The 20,977-nt window shown below is 38.2% G+C and carries 15 protein-coding genes, 1 rRNA gene and 1 riboswitch; of the genes, 13 read left to right on the forward strand and 3 right to left on the reverse strand.

Features of this window, described 5'->3' with window-relative positions:
- Both rrf and ACFX4L_RS20235 read left to right on the forward strand, forming a co-directional pair.
- Positions 1-68: ribosomal RNA gene (gene rrf / locus ACFX4L_RS25420) — 5S ribosomal RNA — on the forward strand; the annotation flags it as partial.
- 300 nt (positions 69-368) lie between these two features.
- Positions 369-1,208 carry a tyrosine-type recombinase/integrase gene (locus ACFX4L_RS20235; protein ID WP_061461168.1) on the forward strand — a complete coding sequence of 280 codons (840 nt, stop codon included), beginning with the start codon at positions 369-371 and terminating at the stop codon, positions 1,206-1,208.
- Between the two features lie 324 nt (positions 1,209-1,532).
- Here ACFX4L_RS20235 and ACFX4L_RS20240 read toward each other — a convergent pair whose 3' ends face one another.
- The gene (locus tag ACFX4L_RS20240) at positions 1,533-4,661 is read right to left on the reverse strand and encodes an efflux RND transporter permease subunit (protein ID WP_377406018.1); all 3,129 of its coding nucleotides are present in this window, start codon (positions 4,659-4,661) and stop codon (positions 1,533-1,535) included.
- A 191-nt stretch (positions 4,662-4,852) separates the two neighbouring features.
- Between ACFX4L_RS20240 and ACFX4L_RS20245 the strand changes: the two genes are divergently transcribed.
- From ACFX4L_RS20245 to ACFX4L_RS20280, 8 genes are all read left to right on the forward strand, one after another.
- Positions 4,853-5,707, forward strand: a complete 855-nt coding sequence (locus tag ACFX4L_RS20245) for a TetR/AcrR family transcriptional regulator (RefSeq protein WP_377385950.1) — start codon at positions 4,853-4,855, stop codon at positions 5,705-5,707.
- 165 nt (positions 5,708-5,872) lie between these two features.
- Positions 5,873-6,769 carry a diacylglycerol/lipid kinase family protein gene (locus ACFX4L_RS20250; RefSeq protein WP_176432080.1) on the forward strand — a complete coding sequence of 299 codons (897 nt, stop codon included), beginning with the start codon at positions 5,873-5,875 and terminating at the stop codon, positions 6,767-6,769.
- 126 nt (positions 6,770-6,895) lie between these two features.
- On the forward strand, positions 6,896-7,558 hold the full coding sequence (locus ACFX4L_RS20255) for a hypothetical protein (RefSeq protein WP_089364965.1): 663 nt from the start codon (positions 6,896-6,898) through the stop codon (positions 7,556-7,558).
- A 14-nt stretch (positions 7,559-7,572) separates the two neighbouring features.
- Positions 7,573-8,835, forward strand: coding sequence for an efflux RND transporter periplasmic adaptor subunit (locus ACFX4L_RS20260; protein ID WP_377385954.1), 1,263 nt, complete (start codon positions 7,573-7,575; stop codon positions 8,833-8,835).
- Between the two features lie 201 nt (positions 8,836-9,036).
- Positions 9,037-9,186: riboswitch (cyclic di-AMP (ydaO/yuaA leader) on the forward strand.
- A gap of 172 nt (positions 9,187-9,358) precedes the next feature.
- The gene (locus ACFX4L_RS20265) at positions 9,359-10,618 is read left to right on the forward strand and encodes a cation:dicarboxylate symporter family transporter (protein ID WP_377385957.1); all 1,260 of its coding nucleotides are present in this window, start codon (positions 9,359-9,361) and stop codon (positions 10,616-10,618) included.
- A 370-nt stretch (positions 10,619-10,988) separates the two neighbouring features.
- Positions 10,989-11,771 carry a hypothetical protein gene (locus tag ACFX4L_RS20270; protein ID WP_284469031.1) on the forward strand — a complete coding sequence of 261 codons (783 nt, stop codon included), beginning with the start codon at positions 10,989-10,991 and terminating at the stop codon, positions 11,769-11,771.
- A gap of 454 nt (positions 11,772-12,225) precedes the next feature.
- A complete protein-coding gene (locus tag ACFX4L_RS20275; protein WP_089364969.1) occupies positions 12,226-13,308 on the forward strand; it encodes a D-alanine--D-alanine ligase in 1,083 nt (360 codons plus the stop codon).
- A 164-nt stretch (positions 13,309-13,472) separates the two neighbouring features.
- Positions 13,473-14,855 carry a UDP-N-acetylmuramoyl-tripeptide--D-alanyl-D-alanine ligase gene (locus ACFX4L_RS20280; RefSeq protein WP_377406020.1) on the forward strand — a complete coding sequence of 461 codons (1,383 nt, stop codon included), beginning with the start codon at positions 13,473-13,475 and terminating at the stop codon, positions 14,853-14,855.
- Between the two features lie 51 nt (positions 14,856-14,906).
- On the opposite strand, the gene ACFX4L_RS20285 is transcribed toward ACFX4L_RS20280, so the two are convergent.
- Complete coding sequence (locus ACFX4L_RS20285) at positions 14,907-15,632, reverse strand: PP2C family protein-serine/threonine phosphatase (protein ID WP_377406022.1); 726 nt, start codon at positions 15,630-15,632, stop codon at positions 14,907-14,909.
- A gap of 72 nt (positions 15,633-15,704) precedes the next feature.
- Positions 15,705-16,058: a hypothetical protein gene (locus ACFX4L_RS20290; protein WP_377406023.1), complete on the reverse strand. Its 354-nt coding sequence runs from the start codon at positions 16,056-16,058 to the stop codon at positions 15,705-15,707.
- A 1,262-nt stretch (positions 16,059-17,320) separates the two neighbouring features.
- Between ACFX4L_RS20290 and cshA the strand changes: the two genes are divergently transcribed.
- The 3 genes from cshA to ACFX4L_RS20305 all read left to right on the forward strand — a co-directional run bounded on the left by cshA (position 17,321) and on the right by ACFX4L_RS20305 (position 20,970).
- Complete coding sequence (gene cshA, locus ACFX4L_RS20295; protein WP_061461179.1) at positions 17,321-18,820, forward strand: degradosome RNA helicase CshA; 1,500 nt, start codon at positions 17,321-17,323, stop codon at positions 18,818-18,820.
- A gap of 214 nt (positions 18,821-19,034) precedes the next feature.
- On the forward strand, positions 19,035-19,508 hold the full coding sequence (locus tag ACFX4L_RS20300; protein ID WP_089364914.1) for a PH domain-containing protein: 474 nt from the start codon (positions 19,035-19,037) through the stop codon (positions 19,506-19,508).
- Positions 19,501-20,970, forward strand: coding sequence for a PH domain-containing protein (locus ACFX4L_RS20305; protein WP_377406025.1), 1,470 nt, complete (start codon positions 19,501-19,503; stop codon positions 20,968-20,970). The genes ACFX4L_RS20300 and ACFX4L_RS20305 overlap by 8 nt, the downstream gene beginning before the upstream one ends.
- The last annotated feature ends 7 nt before the right edge of the window (positions 20,971-20,977 follow it).

Genomic DNA, 20,977 nt, shown 5'->3' on the forward strand with positions numbered 1-20,977 from the left:
GCAGTTAAGCTCTTCAGCGCCGATGGTAGTTGGGGGTTTCCCCCTGTGAGAGTAGGACGCCGCCAAGCCATTTAAAAAGATCAGCCATCCGGCTGGTCTTTTTTGCGGTTGTTATTCCTTCTGTCTCTTATGTTTAAATCCGTTAAAAGGTAGGAGACTCAAAAGATTATAGAAAGTATATTCAGTATAGGAAAGTATATATGCTAGGACATACTTATAAATGCATCTAGTGATAAATAAGCAAATAATTTCTGCTTCAATCTGTATAATCGTATATCTGTTTAAGGCATATGGACAGAATTCTTCGTTTCTGTAGGGAAATATGTTAAACTTAACGTAGTTCTGAAACTGTCATGGGGGAATAGCCGATGGATACCTCTGCTAAAGATGAAATGATTTTTTCGTTTGCTGAATGGTTGAGAGACCAAGGCAAATCAGCTAATACGATCAAAACGTATACTGGTGTCCTTTCACAGTTTTGTGACCAGACACAAAAGATATTGATGGAGATTCATTCTGAAGATGTTCAGGATTATCTTGACTATTTAGAAAATTGCAAGAAAAGTCCAGGGACAATAGAAAAACACTATATCGCTCTAAATGTATTCTTTAAATTTTTAGGCAAGCCACAAGTAATGCTTTCTGTGGAACGCAAGGTTAAAGAGCACAAGCTAGAAGTGCCTGAAACTTTAAGCATAAAAGAGCAGCAAATCCTGTTAAGAGATATAGAAGCAGAAGGAAATCTTAGGAACATTGCCATCGTCTACCTTTTGTTGCATACAGGAATTCGTGTTTCTGAATTATGTGACTTAAATGATCAGGACGTCATCATGGAAACAGAGCGAAATTATATACTTGTCAGGAACGCAAAAGGTGAAATTGATAGAACCGTCCCCCTGACACTATCGGCTATACAACATGTAAAAAATTATCTTCATTCTTTAAAAGAAAAAGCAGATCCGTTATTCATCTCAAGTTATAATCAAAGGATCACTCCGAGATCAGTTCAATATATATTAAAAAAATACAATGTTCATCCACATAAATTGCGCCATACCTTTTGCCAAAGGTTAGTGGATAATGGAATAGCTATACAAACGATATCCAAGCTTGCCGGTCATAAAGATTTAAATGTGACCAAGCGTTATTTAAAAGAAAAATCGCTGGATTTGGAAAATGCGATAGACCAGACTTTCACCAAACACTAATCTATAGAAATCAAAAAGGAAGGCGAGTTCTTTCCTTTTTTTGTTTGCATAAAAATCAGTTTTAAAAACAAAAGAATTTCCTTGGAAATGACGACGAATAGGGCATTTATGTTACGAGTGGCGGGATCTGGTGAAAAAAGAAGGAATCAAGTCATAAAGGCATTGTCTAGAGGGCTCAGAAAGCTGTATAGGACAAATTGAAATTGTATTTTATAATACATTATGAAAATGAAGGGTGGAGTAGAAAAATTCAAAAGTATTATTGTTGAATCAGAAAAGAAGAGGGAATCCCTATAGTTAGGGATTCCCTCTTTCTTTTCTTTATTATTTAACTGTTTTTTTCTTCTTTTTACCTATTTTCATTATAACTTCATAAACTACCGGTACTATGACCAGTGTTAATAATGTAGAACTCACTAGTCCGCCGATAACGGTAATTCCTAAACCTTGTGATATCAATCCACTGCCTTCTGCACCGATTGCCAGGGGTATTAAGGCGCCTATTGTTGCAAGGGCAGTCATCAGGATTGGGCGTAAACGGGTGGAACCAGCTTCGAGTAAAGCTTCCCGAGTAGATAAACCTGATTCTTCATTTTTGATAACACGGTCCACTAATACAATGGCATTGGTTACGACGATACCAATAAGCATTAGGACACCCATCATTGCCGAAACGCTGATCGTCTCACCTGTAACGAATAGCCCTGCCAATGCCCCGATTACCGTGAATGGTAGTGAGAAGAGAATGGCTATTGGTGCTAAACCACCATGGAAAGTAACGACTAGGACAAAGTAAACGATAGCTATGGCTGCTAACATGGCGATTCCAAGTTGAGTGAAGGATTCTTGGATATCTTTCGTTACTCCGCCATAGTCTACAGAAACGCTTGCAGGAAGGTCTAATTTTTTAACTTCCTTTTGTACTTCAGCTGTTACTGCTGCTACATCATCCGATTTGATAGTTGCAGACACGTCGGCATAAATTTTTCCATCGCGACGGCTAATTGTATCGGACGCTTTTCCTTCTTCGATTTTTACAAGCTCTTTTAATGGGATTTCCATTCCCATTGGAGAAGAAATTTTCGTGTTCTCAAGATCTTTTTTATCTTTAAATGTCGTTTCTTCTGTCTCGACATATACTTTGACTTCTTCACCATCTTTTTTAATAGTAGTTAAAGCATCTTCTTTGTTCGTATTTGCAATGGACATACCAATTTGTGCCGCTGTTAGTCCAACATCACTTAGCTTTTTCTGGTCTGCCACTAGTGTATATTGCTCATAAGCATCGGAAAGGCTGGTATCAACATCTTTTAAGTCTTTATTTTTCTTCATGATATTTTTAATATCATCGATTACAGGTTCAATTTCTTTTTGTGTATTTCCGTATACATATAGGGTAGTTTCATTACTTGATGTTGAAGTGAACTCTTGTTGTTTCCATGTTCCAGGTGAATTAAGGCTAGTTAAATCCTTTATGACCTTTTCTTTTTTGTCCCCGAAGTTTTTGGTGTCTTCATCATAGAGTACATAGAAGAGAGCTGAGTTACCCGAGCCGCCCATCATGCCACTCATCATGTTTTCCCCTAGTGTATATTGAACTGTCTTCACATCATCTTTATCGATGAAGTATTTTTCTACTTTTTCTGTTTGCTTTTCAATATCCTCTTTTAATTCGCCAGGCGCTGGAGTGTAAGTAACGATAATCGTTTTTTCCTCATCTGCAGGCATGAAGCTGACACCGATGCTTGGAATAAGGAATAAGCTCCCGACTAATAATACAATGGCTGTACCGAAAGTTATTAACTTATGGTTTAATGACCAATCAAGTGCTTTTCGGTAGAATGCAGATAGTTTGCTGGGTTTTTCTTCATGTGATTTTAATTCCTTTTTAGATAGTCCCTTTTTAAATAAAGAGTCTGCCATGGCCGGAACGAGTGTGATGGCGATTATTAATGAAGCGACTAATGCAAACACCATTGTTAAGGCGAATGGCATGAATAGTTCCCCAACAGCCCCTGTAACGCTTGCTAAAGGCAGATAAACGGCTACTGTAACGATTGTCGATGAAAGGATAGGGATGAACATTTCCTTAGTGGCTGATCGTATTAAGTCGCCGCCTTTTAATTGTTCGCCTTTTAAAGCCATTCTCCTGTAAATATTTTCAATTACGACAATAGAGTCATCGACGACACGGCCAATTGCAACTGTCATGGCTCCCAGTGTCATAACATTTAATGAAATATCCATTTGCTTGAGCACCAAAAGGGCTGCTAACAAAGATAATGGAATCGAAATGACGGAAATTAGAGTCGTTTTAAAGTTCCTAAGGAAAAGCATGATAACGATGACGGCAAACAGACAGCCGAAGATTGCCTTGCTAATCATGGTTTCAACTGAATCTTTAATCGGTTTTGCTTGATCTAGCGTAGTATGTACACTTACGCCTTTAAATTCTTCTTTAAAATTCGATATTTCTTTATTTACTTCGTCTACGATTGCAACTGTATCGGCATCAGGCGATCTTGTAACCTGGATTCCAATCGATTCGCTACCGTTTGTTCTTGAAACCGACTCAGCCTTACCGGTGACTTTAACATCGGCAATATCTGATAATTTGACATTTTGTACTTGGGCAGTACCCGATGCCATTTCAGGGGATAATTGATTGGTTTCGGGTATGGTTTGTGCTGGCGTTCCAGTTTTAGAACCACCCGTTAAAGGTATCTTTATATTTTTCAGGTCTTTTAATGTGGAAATGTTTCCATCCACAACGATCGTTTTTTCTTTATCATCAAAGTTATATATGCCAAGTGGCATGTTGATGTTTGCGGCCTGGATAACCTTCTTTACGGTCTCTTCATCGAGCCCATATTGAGCCATCTTTTCTTGATCGAATACAAGGCTCCCTTCATTTACTTGTTGTCCGGAAATTGATACGGAAGTTACGCCATCGATTCCTTCAAGTTTAGGTACTAACACCTCTTCGACATTTTTTGTAAGGGCTGGTAAATCCGAATCCTTATCTGTTACACTGAGTGCTACGACAGGAAAAGCGTTTAATTCTAATTTAGATACGCTTGGGTTATCCACTCCCTCAGGCAGTTCTATTTTCTCTAATGCTTCTTTAACTGTTTTTACAGCGTCGTCCATATCCGTATCATAGTCATATTGTAATTGGATGGAAGAAACATTAGCCATGGAAGATGAACTGACTAATTCGACTCCTGATAAATTTGTGACTTTCTGTTCAATCTGGTTTGTGAGTTTATCTGCTACTTCTTCAGGTGCAGCTCCTGGATATACAGTGGAGATACTTATTAATGGAGTCGAGATGTTTGGAATGGTTTCTTGCTTCATGTTTAAACCGGAGTATAAACCCGCTGCAACGATGATGATCGTAAGCAACCAGATTGCCAATTTATTCTTCAAGGAAAATTTAATTATTGAGTTCAAACTTGTACCCTCCATACTTAAAATTGTGACTAATCGGTCATAGACTCAAATATATAGCATAAGGATTATGATTGCAATAGATAATATCTGTTAGTTTTATCGTTGTGATTCCAAGGGTTTTGGGATACAATTTGAAAGATATGACTGATTGGTCATGATTGGACAGACTTTTAAGAGATAGGATGAATTTGATGAATGAAAAACATAAAATGATCATAGATAAATCTGTAGAACTTTTCGCGGAGAAAGGTTATCATGCCACCTCCGTTCAGGAAATTGCTGAAAAATGTGGGATAGCAAAGGGATCTTTTTATAATTATTTTAAATCGAAGGAAGAGTTACTCGTCTCCATTTTTAAATATTATTATGAAGCGTTGACGGACTCATTACTTGATCTTGAGTTAGACGCTTCATTGTCTAGTAAAGACAAATTTTTGAGGCAAATCACTGTTCACATGGAGCATATGACGGGAAATACAAACTTAATTCAAATGCTGATGCAGGAACAAATGCTCCATATCAGCGAAGAACTTGATCGGTTTTTACATTATATCCATGAAGAGGGATTGATTTGGTTCAAGCGTAAAATCATTGAGATATACCCCGGACTTTCGGCTGACCTTCTGCCGGATTGCACAATAATATTAGATTCACTTTTCAAAGGATATATCGGAATATTGATCAGGAAAAAAAATGCTTTCGATGTGGAGTTGTTACCTAGCTTCATGTTGAACCGTATGGATTCAATTATTGCAAGCCTGCAAAACATGGAAGATCCATTATTGAAACAATTTCCTATACCAGAATGCTCACTGCGGGATTTGAGCCCAAAAGAGGAAATCCATTCGATCATCAGCAGGATGTTGGAAGTGGAAACAAGTAAAAATAGGGAAGCTTTAAAGGCAATTCAAGAAGAGTTTTCAAAAGTTAGGCCAAGTCCCATTATCTTGGAAAGCCTTTTGTTGTTTTTGGAAAAAAATGAAAAACGAAGTCCTTTGTGTTCAAAGCTTGTCTTAACGATGAAGGAATATTTGACGAATATATGAAGGAATTACAGAAAGGGGCGTATAGCCTCTTTTTTTGTTGATATCTTAGAGTTCAAAGCCATATGAATTTTTCTATATTTGATTATGTATGAGTTTCAAAATCTGGGGTTTAGGAAAAAGTATAAGTAGTAGGAAAATTCTTTTATTAGTATGGAGGCAAGAATCATGAGATGGAAAAAGGGAATGCTGATTTATAATAAAAAGGCCGGGAACAATAAACTCGAGAGGAATCTTGAGGAATGTCTTCCAGTAATAGCTCCTCATATTGATGAGTTCCTTATTCTACAAACGAAGGAAAAAGGGGATGCATGTCGATTCTGCTCGGAATATGGTGAAGACATGGATGTAGTTTTCGTATTAGGAGGAGATGGAACCGTACATGAGTGTGTAAATGGCCTTTCACCCCTTGGGAAGCGGCCGTTGTTTGGGATATTACCTGGAGGGACTTGCAATGACTTCTCAAGAACATTAAAGATTCCTCAAAATGTTCGTCAGGCTGCGGAGGCAATAGTAAATGGAAAAGTTCGTTCAATTGACATCGGTCAGGCCAACGATGACTATTTCTCCAACTTTTGGGGAATCGGGCTTATTACTGAGGCATCAAGCAATATTGATGTGCAGGAAAAAAACAGGTTCGGAAAGATAGGATATTTATTAAGTGCAGTAAGGACGATTGGTGATAATGCACCCTTTTCCTATAAACTTGAGTATGATGGGAATTTCATTGAAGGGGAAGCAATCATGATTTTGGTCTTGAATGGATGTTTTATCGGTACTAATTTACTCCCCTTTCCCATGGTTAGTCCAGACGATGGGATCTTTGGCGTTGCCATCTTGGAAAACGCAAGCTTTGGTGCATTTTTAGAAATAATAGCGATGAAACGTTCATGGATTGAAAATTTGAGCTCGGAGTCTGGTGTGACTTATGTGCAGGCCGGTAGCATGACTATTGAAAACAAGAGGCCACTTGATGTGGATATGGATGGAGAGAGTTATAGTCAAACACCTACTCGAATTAAAGTACTTGGCCATCATTTATCGGTATTAACTCCAAATTGGTGAGGAGGATTACATGTTAAGGGTAAGTGTATGTGTTTTTTTTGTTTCATTCATTCCTTATTTCTGCAATTGTTTCCAAAATAAGATAAAATATAGGATGATATATCATTTTTTGCAGGAGGAACACATATGGTGTACCAGGTCAGATTGTTAAAGGGCATTTTAGAGCCTCATCGAAGTCGTTATCAGCTGCAAAATGCAGAGGCAGTCACACGGCTTGGATGGAAATTACTATTTTTATATTTTCTTAGTATTATAGTATTTGCTATTGGTGGTTATTTTGGCATTGGTTCTGAATCATTTTCTAAAGAAATCACGAAGATGAGTGTTAATGAATTTGAAGCAGGAAAGTTTCTGATATTGAGCGGCAACATAATAGCAAGCCTTATCTACCCATCCATTTACATATTTTTAGCAGCCCTTTTCTTTTGGATCGTTACCGATATCCCATACATAAAATTAGTTATCGTTCAAATGATCATTTTCGGGTTGCAATTATTGGAAAAAGCATTACTGATTCCTCTATTCGTATTAATGGATATAGGCAATGATTCCAATCTTTTTTCATTGGGAGTCATCGGTCAGTATTTTCTCAGAAGTGATTACTTTATTCACTTTTTCAGCGAAATCACCATTTTTCAATTTCTTATTATTGCCCTGCAATATTTCTATTTAAAGGAGTTTTCACAACGAAATAATTATTTGGTCCTTGTAATGATTGTTCTATTCTATCTGGCCACGTGGTTTGTTAAAGCCTTTTTAGCATACATCCAAGTGGGCGTATTTGTATAAGGCGGGTGAAAAGAATGAGTGGGAAATGGAAAATAACAGCGGTCTCTATTGCGTCGATTGTGTTAATAACCGTCAACATATACCTTATTGAAAAAAAAGGAAGCAAAGCGGAACGAACTGTTTTCGTGGAAAACTGGTCAATGGTAAAAAAAGATACAATTACGGATACTATTCAAACAAATGGGGTAATTAAACCTGTAGAAGAGTACGATATCTATTTTGAAACCAAGAAAAATGATTTTAAGAAATTCCTTGTAAAAGAGGGGGATGCTGTAGCGGCTGGCTCCTCGTTGTTTGAGTATACGACAACCGAACTTGATGCACTTAAAGCGAATTTGGAAGCGGAGAAAACTGCTGCTGAGGGAGAAATTGTAGGGATTGACGAATATATTAGGAAGTTAAGGGCTTCTCAAGGGGCCCTGACCCGTGATCCTGATAAAGCGGTCATTGATGAATCGGTGAAAAATAACTTGGATATTAATATAACAACAAGCTCTTCAGATCTTATTAAAAGCAACATTGAGCAAGAAATGTACAAGCAAGAACTCGAAAAAAACAGTTTGAATGAAAAAGTGAAAATGCTTGATGCTAAATTAAGTTCAATTGAGGAGCAGGCTAGCGCGATTGTAACGACGAGTGAAGCTGATGGTGTAGTTAAAAATATCAATAAAAACCTGAAAAACCCCATTATATCCATCGTTTCAACAAATATGGCAATTGAAGGTAATTTCTCTGAAGAGGAGATGAAAAAAGCTAAAGTGGGCATGACTATAAAAGCAAGTTCCTCTGATTTAAAAAAGTCATTGAAAGGAACGATAGGCCGTATCCATTCCTATCCAGCAGAAGAGCCGTCACTAAAAAGGGATAACAAATTTCCATTTCAGGCTTTAATCGAACCGGAGGGTGAAGAAACCGAATCTTTGTTGGTGGGATCCAAAGTCAACCTTGCTGTAATAACCAATGAGAAAGCTGGTGTACCCGCCATTCCCATCGAGGCAGTGCATTACCAAAAAAAGCCGCATGTCTACAAATTGACTAAAAAAGGGTATGTGGATAAACACTACATTTCAAAAGGGCTTAAAGCAGAAGGTAAGCAGGAACTAATAAAGGGACCGTCAGTAGGTGATGTCATCCTGCTAGAACCGAATAGGGTAGCGAAGAACCATTCTTATTTTATTACCCCAATTCAATTTGAAAAAGTGAAAACTGCAACTTATAAAAAATTCACCTCTAGGGAAAAAGTAAGGTATCTGTTACTTGGCATTTTGGAAAAATAACTGCTTCTTTCATAAAGAAAGGGGATGTCAAATTAGTTATTATTTATATATCCATATAGCTTAAATGACTAAAAATCGGGAAGTGTAATACTGGGTGCAATCATCTAGAATGCAGAATATTCAGATATATTTAAAGACTTTTTCTAAAATGGATGAGAATAAACATTTACAGATTAACCTTTTTAGTATAATATTTTATTATAAGTTAACTCGCTTAATCTTATTCCAAGAACGGGGGAACCATTTTTGTGGATTTTAATCCACTAGGGGTGAATTCAGAAATGAAAGGGCAAATTGTGTTTCCAATTCCTAACCCGACAGCTAACCTCGTCAGCGTCTTTAAGGGAACATGTGTGAATATTCACGCCAATATGAAATCGACACATGAAGTGTCTTTTTTTTCGGCGTAAAGACAGAGTTTTTCAAAAAAAGAAAAATTACTTTCTTTCTATTAGTATCTTGTTTCCCTTACCGAGACAAAACGTTTTTGCATCAAAGACTTTATGGAAGGTGAGGAAAGTATATGAAGAAATTCAAGTTAAGTTTAGCTAGCCAAATTTTCATTGGTTTAATTCTAGGGATTATCGTTGGTGCCATTTTTTATGGTAATGAGACGGCCCAAAACTTTTTACAGCCATTCGGAGACATTTTCCTACGAATGATTAAAATGATTGTTGTGCCAATCATTGTATCAAGTCTTATCGTTGCAGTTGCGGGTGTAGGTGATTTAAAAGCAGTAGGTAAACTAGGAGCTAAATCAATATCATACTTTGTGGTGGTAACTATGATTGCGATTGCTGTTGGTTTAATTTCCGCGAATATCCTCCAGCCTGGTGTTGGCGTAAATATGAATCATCTGGAAAAAACTGATATCTCCACTTATGTTGATACAGCAGAAACTAAGCAGCATGAATCGTTTGTAGATACACTTGTTCACATTGTACCATCCAATCCAGTACAAGCTATGGTACAAGGCGATATGTTAGCGATCATTTTCTTCTCCGTATTGTTTGGAATTAGTATTGCGGCTATCGGTGAAAAAGGTAAACCAGTATTCCGTTTCTTCCAAGGTACAGCAGAAGGAATGTTCTACCTAACTAATATGGTCATGAAATTTGCTCCTATTGGGGTATTTGCACTAATCGGTGTGACCATCTCCAAGTTCGGTTTGGAATCTTTAATTCCGTTAGGTAAGTTAGCGCTTTCTGTATACGGAACAATGATTTTCTTTGTAATTGTCGTTCTGGGTCTTATTGCAAAATTTGTAGGATTCAATATCTTTACATTGATTAAACTTCTAAAAGAAGAATTGGTACTTGCGTTCTCTACAGCAAGTTCAGAAGCGGTTCTTCCGAAACTTATGGAAAAAATGGAAAAAGCGGGATGTCCGAAACATATAGCTACATTTGTTATTCCAACTGGATACTCTTTTAACCTTGATGGTTCAACATTATACCAAGCGTTGGCAGCTATCTTCATCGCTCAAATGTACGGAATCGATTTAAGTGCTTATGAGCAAATTACGCTAATGTTAGTGTTAATGATCACGTCTAAGGGTATTGCGGGTGTACCAGGTGTATCCTTCGTAGTTCTTTTAGCGACATTAGGAACAGTTGGTATTCCTATTGAAGGTTTAGCATTTATTGCCGGTATCGACCGTATTCTTGATATGGGACGTACAGTAGTAAACGTTATCGGTAATTCACTTGCAGCAATCGTCATCTCTAAATGGGAAGGTCAATTCAACCCTCCTTCCGATAAAGAATTAGAACAAGTTTCTTAATACAAAAAATCCAGAGTGATATTTCACTCTGGATTTTTTGTGTTTGAAAAGCGTATCCTTTATATTTGACGTGCCAGAAGGTGCAAACGAAAAGTTTTTTAAAGGGAAGCTTCCTCATGAAAAGAATTAATGATAAAACCTTATTCAATTTTACCCGTCGTCAATTCCTCCAACTCTTTATTTTTCACTATTATGGATATTTAAAATTATCGAGTTCGTTCCTTAACCGTAGGTGATTATAGAGTTCAGGTATTCACATTATTCATACGATGCAGATGATGAATAATATTCTGGGTTATATAACTTACTTGAAAACCCAAAAGTTTGATAAAATAACATTATTGATTGAGAGCTCGGAGGGGACCAGGTTATGAAGAATGATAACAATGATATCTTATATATGCATATGCAGGCTTCCGAACGGTTTGTCCTTTTTAATGGACTCAATTTTCGCGAATTTGTCTATTCGCTGCCATATACCTTGGATTCCATCTTATTATTGAAACATCAATTCGATGGTGGGGAATACAATTTGAATGTCCTGCTCGATAGCGCTTCATCTGAGGATATTGCAAAGCTCGTTAAAGAAAATGTCCGGGCATATGGAGATTTCTGTTGGATTGATTTTGAAGAAGAGGAAGGGCTGGATGAATTGGATGGAAGGGAATTAGCTGAACTTTTATATTTAGGGCATGCAAAAACCCATCTGGATCCTCCATTTTTCCGTAAATTGAATAATCAATTTGTGTACCTTGCCCAGGATGATGGCTGGTTCAACAAAATTTATTTTCGTTCACTTTCTACATATTATATGATGTTAGGGAGTCTGATTCCGCTAAAGCTGGAGCCGTTAAAAGTGGAGAGGACGTGGCTTGGAATCAGAAAGAAAAGAGAGCTGACGGCCATTCCTGCAGAAATCATTTCTTCATTGGCTCATATTATGGCAGAGGGGCTCATTTTTTCCTTTCGGCATGTCAAGTACTCAAGAACGAAGATTGAGATACCGGCATGGGTGGTAGGGGATTATTTAAACATGGATGAGATGCATGATGACTTTTCGGATAGAAATATTAAGGAGCCGGATGTTTTTATCACCTTTAATCGAAAAGAAAAAGTATGGGAAAGTGTTATAAAAAATGAATCATTATTCTGATCCCAATTTCCGGATGCGTGGGTTGGATTATTTGATATCTTTGTTTTTTTAGGTGTAAGACTTACTATCTATTGCATAAAAGATAAGGGAGGACGCCGCACAGGAGACAGGGAGTTGTGGCTTTGGCCTATATTCCTTATTGGAAAAGCACCAATGATGGAAGTTTCGCTTTTCCCCGCATTAACAGGCTGTAAGGTATCGATGGAAATGATGGTCGAAGGGTATCAAATGAAAGTGCAATTTAAAAATATGTGTAAAAAACAGCCTGTAAAGCCCGAATGCGACGCATAGGATATGCAAGCACAGGTGTTGCCACAGGATGTGGCGAATCTAACCTGTGTTCCGTTGTTGGTAATTAATGGAAAAGAACCAATGATGGAAGTTTCGCTTTTCCCGTTTTAGTGTAAAATGATACAATGAACATGGTTAAAAGAATATTGGAGGGTAATAACTCATGAAAACTAAACTTGGTTTGCTTTATGGTGGAAAATCTGCGGAGCATGAGGTTTCTATGCAGACGGCTTTAGCGGTGATTAAGGCTCTCGATTTAGCAAAGTTTGATATATATCCGATTTACATAACAAAAGAGGGTTCATGGATTAATGGACCGATGTTAACAGGGCCTGCCGAGAGTGTGGAGGCTTTGACTTTTTCGTCGGACAAATTGAACTCGCCTCTTGCCTTGCAGGCACATTCAACTGATGAAAATAGTGAATCAACAGGGTATGACGTAATTTTCCCATTGCTTCACGGACCAAATGGAGAAGACGGGACAGTACAAGGGATGCTGGAATTATTGAATCTCCCTTATGTAGGCAATGGCGTTTTAGCTTCATCAGCTGGAATGGATAAGGTTATCATGAAAAACATCTTTGCCCAAGCGGGGCTTCCTCAAGTTAAATACACTTGGTTCATTCGTTCTGAATGGGAAAAAAATACTGAAAGTGCCATTGAAAAGGTAGCTGATGAATTGGGGTACCCTTGTTTTGTCAAACCAGCTAATTTAGGCTCGAGTGTCGGTATCAGCAAATGTAATGATGCTGATGAATTGGAAAAAGCGGTTGCGGAAGCTTTTCAATTCGATCGGAAGATCATCATTGAAGAAGGGGTCGTAGCCCGTGAACTTGAGTTTGGCATTCTTGGCAATGATGACCCATCATGTTCAGTGGCAGGAGAAATCATCCCTAAGAAAGATTTCTCCTTCTATGATTATTCAGCAAAATATGTTGACGGTAATTCAGCGATGGTCATCCCAGCGGAGATAAAGGAAAGCGAGTACGCAGCTTTATCTGAAATGGCCATTACGGCCTTTAAGTCATTGGATTGCTCTGGATTGGTTCGAGCTGATTTCTTCTTAACGGAAGAGGGCCAAATCTATATTAATGAAGTGAATACAATGCCCGGGTTCACTCCTTTCAGTATGTTTCCATTATTGTGGAAGCACACAGGTGTCGACTATCCAGCGTTAATTGAAAAACTCGTGAAACTTGCCTTGGAACGTCATCAAGAAAAACAACAAATCAAATATACAGTTTGATCATGCAGGTAATGTATCAGTGAACTTCACAATTCTTCAAAAATTGATCTGATGGATTACAATCAGCAGGAGCCGGTTCGATTTACACTGGTTTCTGCTTCGTTTGGTTAATGGAAGAAGAGGGAGAGAGCGATTAACGGTTCGATGAATGTAGGAGGAACAAAATGATAAAGAGAACGTTGAAACAAGTACATGAAATGGCAGATGGATTGAATGATATCACTTCATTCCAGTCCAAAGGAATAAATGGGGTTACCATCGATTCAAGAACGGTTAAGGAAGGGTGTTTGTTCATTCCGCTTAAGGGTGGGCAGGTTGACGGTCATCAATATGTCAAGCAAGCTTTAGCACAAGGAGCGGCGGCTTCTTTTTGGCAAAGGGATGTTCCGAATCCTCCCAATGATTTACCGTTAATCATTGTTGAAAATACCGAAAAAGCACTTCAGCAATTAGCACGTGCTTACCGAAAGCAGTTGGATATAAAAGTGGTCGGGATTACAGGCAGCAACGGTAAAACGACTACGAAAGATATGACGGCTGCGCTGCTGTCAACTACCTATAAAGTTCATAAAACCAATGGAAACTTCAATAATCATCTAGGTTTACCACTAACGGTGCTTTCGATGGAAGAGGATACTGAAGCGGCTGTTTTGGAAATGGGAATGAGCAGCCGTGGCGAAATTGAGTTTTTATCCAAAATGGCAAAGCCTGATGTAGCGATCATTACCAATATCGGTGAATCACACTTATTGGATTTAGGGTCACGCGAGGAAATTGCGAATGCGAAGTTGGAAATTGTCGAAGGTTTGGCGAAAGATGGAACGCTGATATATCATGGTGATGAGCCATTGCTTCGCAATCGGATCAAAAAAGATTTTCCGGATTTAAACGTAATTTCTTTTGGACGTACGGAACAAAATGATTTGTTTCCACAGACCATTAACCAAGGGGCAGACAGTACAACGTTTACCATTGCATGTGATGAAAAGGATATCAATTATGAGATACCGGTTTTAGGTCATCATAATGTTCTTAATGCATTGGCAGCCATTTTGGTTGCTAAAGAATTCCATGTAGATGTTGCAGCGATCCATAAAGGTCTGTCTACCATTCAGTTAACTAATATGAGGATGGAATTGGTCCAGGGGGCAAAAGGGCAGAAAATCATCAATGATGCATATAATGCCAGTCCAACTTCAGTAAAGGCAGCTGTAGAGTTGATTGAGGGATTATCTGGTTTCGAGAAAAAGATCCTTGTACTGGGAGACATGTTGGAGTTAGGGCCACAGGAAAAAGACTTTCATCTGAAAATTGGTGAATTGATTTCTAATGAGCGGATCGATAAGATCTTCACGTATGGTCCTTTAGCAGAGTTTATTGCGAAGGGAGCGAGCAAGGCTTTTGCATCAGAGAATGTCCGTCCTTTTCAAGATAAGCAGAAACTTATAGAGGAACTTAAGTCGTCTACACAGGTAAATGACATCATTCTCGTTAAAGCTTCTAGGGGCATGAAGCTTGAGGAAGTCGTTCAAGCCTTACAAAAATAAAAAAGAATAGAAAAGGCCGTTTCTTTTGAATCGGCCTTTTTTATCGTACTTTTAATAAAGTGTCCCGGCAATAATGCAGATATCATCGTCAATCACTGAATGTCTCATCCTTGAAACAAGTAACTCCTGAAGAAGGTCATGTGTATCAAGATGGATATTTTCGATGAATTCACTCTCGACATTGCCAAATCGGTCGATTACGGATGGTGCGGGAATTTTAGAAAGTCCATCTGTATAGATGAAGAAACGGCTTCCTGGTTCATAATGAAATACTATTTTTTTTATGGGCATTTCAGGACTTAGCCCTATGGGTATAGTCCCTTCATTCAAATTGAGGAATTGATTGGTGCATGGGGAATACAAAAAGGCTGAAGGAAGTCCAAAGTTGACATATTCGATGCGTCGCTCCTTTGTATCCACGTATGCAATGAAGGCTGTAAAACAAGTATGGGTTTTATATTCCCTTTTAACTCCTTGAAATAGATCCCGCATATGTTTATTCAGTTCCTCCGTTATGAAGATGGGGTCTTTTACGCGTTTGATAAGCTCAGGTATCAAAGTGCGTATGGACATGTTTATGAGTGCCGTATGAATGCCCTTTCCGCATAAGTCGATCATTATGAAGACGTATGTCCTGTCGCCAATCTCCGTCCAGTAAAATAGATCCCCTGACAGTTCACTAGAAGGCTGGGAAAGCCCTTTGACCTCTATATCTTGTTTATTGATAGACAAGGGTAAACCTGAAAGTTGAAAGTCCTTTGCAATTCGCAGGCTCATTGCTGATTTCTGGTTGATCTTTTCTAGCTCCTGCCCCTTCAATTTCGCTGAAAACAGTTGCATGCTGATGTTTTAGAGTGACTTTAATTTAATCCTGACTTCTACTGAATCGGCAGGGACAGCCATGGTTTCATAAAAGGTCCTTTCTGGTAACGCCAGAGGGGTCTCTATACCTAAAGCACGTTTGTAAATAAATAAGATAGGGATTTCATAAGTTTCAGCTAAGGCGAACAACGAGGTTTGCTGCCAAGAATCTTTTGATATGTATAAAGGTAAAATAAATAATGATTTCATTAAGTCCGTTGATTCCTGGAATAGAAGACTTTGATTGAGTGGATCCTCCAAAAAGGTGACTTGCTTGTTCATTTTCTTTAACATCAGACCAAATTCCTTACATAAAGGAACATCTATAGTGTATATATTCATATAACCCCCATTGTTTTATTTATAGGTCAATCATACTGTATTCAGACTTATTTACTACCGTTTTTTAAATAATTAATAGAAATTTCGAAATATAATGGTATTATATATCCGGTAATGTATAGGGGATTGGTAGTAAGTCCTTTCTTTTTCTAAAGGAGTAACCGTGTAAGGTGGCCTTTTGATTCGGACTAATCCTTCCTGAATAAAGTTTGTTGAAACTATTTGAATTAAACACATATCATGTATATAAACAGATGTTCGTTTTGTAAAATCATTTTTTGATTGCTCAAATATTAAATAAAGAATCCATTTACTCATACTTGGATATAGTAACTACGGTAATCCTGTTGGTGGTGAGTCAATCCGTGTGCTTCTCTAAAGGGAAAATAAAAACCAATGTGACACACATTTCAACCGATAGAATGGCACATTGAATGAACATGCTAAATTCTTACTCAAACGTATTTCAGATGCACATTTCCATGTGGGAATATCAAATTCCCCTATTTTTTGAAACGATCTAAAGTTTTTAGTAACCATAAATGGGGAGATATCCTTTATTGCAATAACAGTTTGAAAATGGTAATATGAAGTATGAGTTTAAATGTCTTATCATTGATGATTATTTAAATTAATCAGGTTGAGGCAACAAAATTGTATGTTCTTACATGTTTCATGAGTTCATTCTTGAGATTATTTTAGATTAAATAGGCCGCGCGTCTGGTCATATATAAAAGCTGCATTTCTTGGCGGCTTTAGTAGCTATTAGGGAATCAAGCCGCATTTTAGCGCTTTTCCACTTCTGCAAATCCTCAACGCACCGGGCCTGTTTTGTATAAGAATCTTGGCTCTCGTCAAGTTTTGTTCATACAGTCTTTTAAGTCTGATGAATAATAGGTGCAGCAGCCCTCACCTGAATAAAACGGTGAAACATCCGTTTATGCTACTTTTAATTTTCCATATTGAATTTAATTTTGGTTACATGTACTTTTAAAAAGATGAGCGTATGTTAATGATAAGTTTACACGTGCGCGAAACTAAAAATGCCAGTGAATGTTCGTGCTGGTATATTTCCTTTTTAAAAAATCATATTGAGTTCATTTGAACTAAAAGGCAGACATACTTTTAGGTGATAATGATAAACTTTTTCATAAGAGATAAAGTAGAACATCCGTCATGATGATGAGGATTTGAACTAAACATCTGTGCATGATCCATGAATGCACGTGTAAATTTACGATATAAAAAGGAGTACGAAAACATTGACATTGTTTAGCGAATTAGGATTAGATAGAACGTCTATGAAATCAATAGAAAAAATGGGATTTGAGGAAGCGAGCCCGATTCAATCCCAAACGATACCTCTAGCTCTTGAAGGTAAAGACATCATTGGTCAAGCGCAAACTGGAACTGGTAAAACTGCTGCATTCGGTATCCCATTGATGGAAAACATCGATATTAATAACGAAAATGTGCAAGGGATTGTTATTGCACCTACACGTGAGCTTGCCATCCAAGTTTCCGAAGAACTTTTCAAGCTTGGTTACGGAAAACGCGCCCGTGTATTAGCGGTTTATGGTGGACAAGATATCGACCGCCAAATCCGTGCTTTAAAGAAAAAACCACATATTATCGTTGGTACACCTGGTCGTCTTTTAGATCATATCAAACGTAAAAATATTAAATTAGGCGGAGTTCACACTGTAGTTCTTGATGAAGCAGATGAAATGCTTAACATGGGATTCATTGAGGATATCGAATTGATCCTTTCAACGGTTCCTGACGAAAGGCAAACATTGCTTTTCTCAGCTACAATGCCTGATCCAATCCGTAAAATTGCTGAAAGATTCATGCAAGAACCAGTTCTTGTACGTGTAAAAGCGAAAGAAATGACAGTGGATCGCATCGAACAATATTACTTGGAGTTAAAAGAAAGTGAAAAATTCGATACACTTGCACGCCTTTTCGATATTCAAACACCGGATCTTGCTATCGTCTTCGGACGTACGAAACGCCGTGTAGATGAATTGGCTTCTGCATTGAATATCCGCGGTTATATGGCTGAAGGCATTCATGGTGACCTAAGCCAGGCGAAACGTCTGTCCGTTTTGAAAAAATTCAAAGAAGGAAGCATCGATGTCCTTGTTGCTACTGATGTGGCTGCACGTGGACTTGATATTTCTGGCGTAACTCACGTATACAACTTTGATATCCCTCAAGATCCAGAAAGCTACGTTCACCGTATTGGACGTACAGGACGTGCGGGTAAACACGGTATTGCAATTACGTTTGTAACACCACGGGAAAGAGGTCAACTGCATGCAGTTGAACATACAACGAAAAAACGTATGGAGAAACTTAAGACCCCTACGTTAACTGAAGCGTTGGAAGGTCAACAAAAAGCAGTAACGGAAAAAATTCTGACTACAATCGAGAATGATGATTTATCATTATATCTTGGTCAAGCGGAAGAGTTATTACAAAAACATAGTGCGGCGGATTTAGTTGCAGCTATGCTTAAATCAATGACAAAAGAACCGGATCAAACGCCAATCAAGTTAACGGAAGAGTCTCCATCTCCAATGCGCCGCAATCGTGGAGGAAGCAGTTCTTCTAGTAACAGACAACGCAATGGCCGCAGTTCTTCAGGCAGAAAAGATTACGGTAGCGGATCAAGTAAACGCCCAAGCACGAACCGTAAATCGAATGGTTACGGAAACCGTAGCACGAGCCAAAAAAGAGAAAAATCAAATAAAATTTAATTGAATTGGAAATGCCGCTCATTTGAGCGGCATTTTTTTATATGCATATCCATATTCCATGGGTTTAAAAATGAGCAGAAGTTTTTGGATGAACGGTTCAAGGACTTTGTTTGAAAAGTGGTTAAAACCCCGCATTTAATTATAGTATAATGGATGAAGCGAAGGATGAATGATACGTTTCATTCAAAATACCTGTACAGAAGAGGGGAACCGCATGGAACCTGAAAATCGTATATCGAATAAGGCCTTGACCGTATGGAAAATCAATGGTCTTATAAGCTGTTCAATAACATGGATTATAAGCATCGCCGTACTCGTGCTTACAATCGTTTTTAATTGGACATATTGGGTTTTTGGAGCGTGGATCATAATTTCGATAATCCAACCATATTTGACCATCTCTCTGATTCCTTCGGTGAAATGGAAGAGATGGCGTTACGAAGTAAGGGATACGGAAATTGATATCCAAAGTGGTATTTTTGTCATTAAAAGAACACTCATACCAATGATTAGGGTTCAGCATGTTGAAACGAAGCAAGGACCATTATTAAGAAAATATGATTTAGCCTCCGTTGAAATCTCCACTGCAGCGACCCTTCACGTTATACCTGCACTGGACCTTGCAGAGGCAGATGAATTAAGGCACTATATTTCCAGAATGGCGAGTGTGGAGGAAGAAGATGTCTGAACCTAAAAGGCTCCACCCTGTAGCTGTATTGCTTAATATTATTAAATCGGTGAAGGAGTTAGTTATCCCTTTTTTACTAGTTGTCGTTATTCCTGGGAAGAATGAAGGGATTCCTGGATGGGTTCAACCGCTAGTCATTGCCATTATTGTACTTTTACTGATAATAAATGCATTCCTTCGATGGTTACGTTTTACATATAGCATACAAGACGGCGAGTTCAGAATTGAGTCCGGAGTACTCATAAGGAAGAAGCGGTATATAAAGTTTGATCGCATTCATAGCATAGATATTTCAGAGGGCATCATACAGAGGATATTCCGGCTGGTGAAGTTGAATATTGAAACTGCAGGCGGGGCTCAGGCTGATGCTGTTTTATCGGCCATAAGAAAAAGTGAGGCGGAACGAATCAATGCTTTTATAAGCCAGGAGAAAAGCAACAATACTAATAACCCCCTTGATAAGGATAAAGATGAAGTGTGGGGAAATGAAGATGCGGCAAAATCATCTTCTGTTTTTAAGCAGACGCTTCCGCAATTATTCGTTATGGCTGCCACTTCGGGAGCGGTAGGTGTTTTTTTATCTGGAGGGATCGCTTTTATTTCACAGTTTGATGAAATAATACCTTTTAAGCGGATATTTAAGGGTTATGAAGATTTTATTGGAATGGGAACCATTGTTCTTACAGTGCTTGCCCTAGTGGCCTTATTGGTGGTTTATGTACTGGCCACATTAAGTATGGTAATTAAATATGCTTCTTTTACCGTAATAAAAACGGATGAGGAAATCGTTATTTCCAGAGGGCTTCTCGAGAAAAGGCAGCTGACAATCCCTATCCATAAAGTGCAAGGTATCAGGATCATGGAGAATTTGATTCGGAAACCATTGGGATTGGCGACAGTTTATATTGAATATGCAGGAGGCAGTATGGATGATAAAGAAAGCCTATCCATCATGCTGTTCCCTTTGATCAAGAAGAAGCATTTACATGAAAAACTCCTGGAAATTTTACCGGTTTATCAAACAACCATGGAGATGACATCGATACCTAAGTGTGCACTTTCGCGGTTTGTATTACGCAAGGTTCTATACATCATCCCAATCATCGGTGCTTTGGTATGGTTTGGCAGGCCTTGGGGTTTTCTTTCTCTTTTACTTTTACCGTTGGCGGTCTTTTGGGCTTACATGCAATATAAAGATGCAGGATGGGGGATAGAAGGGAATTTGTTGCAACTGAGCAGCCGTTTTTTCTCAAAGCAAACATTGATCATGCAGAGAAGCAGAATTCAATCAATCACATATAAAAAAAGTTGGTTTCAGAATCGAAAAGAATTAGCTACGATCTCAGCATCTATTAAATCTGGAGTTAGCTCCCGGGTCGGCATGGTTGTGGATGTGGAAGAAAAAGATTGCCGATTAATTAAAACATGGTATTTACCTAAAAAAGCAGTCGACTCCCAATGAATGAATG

This window comes from Peribacillus sp. YIM B13482, from assembly GCF_042787975.1.
Lineage (GTDB): Bacteria > Bacillota > Bacilli > Bacillales > DSM-1321 > Peribacillus > Peribacillus simplex_A.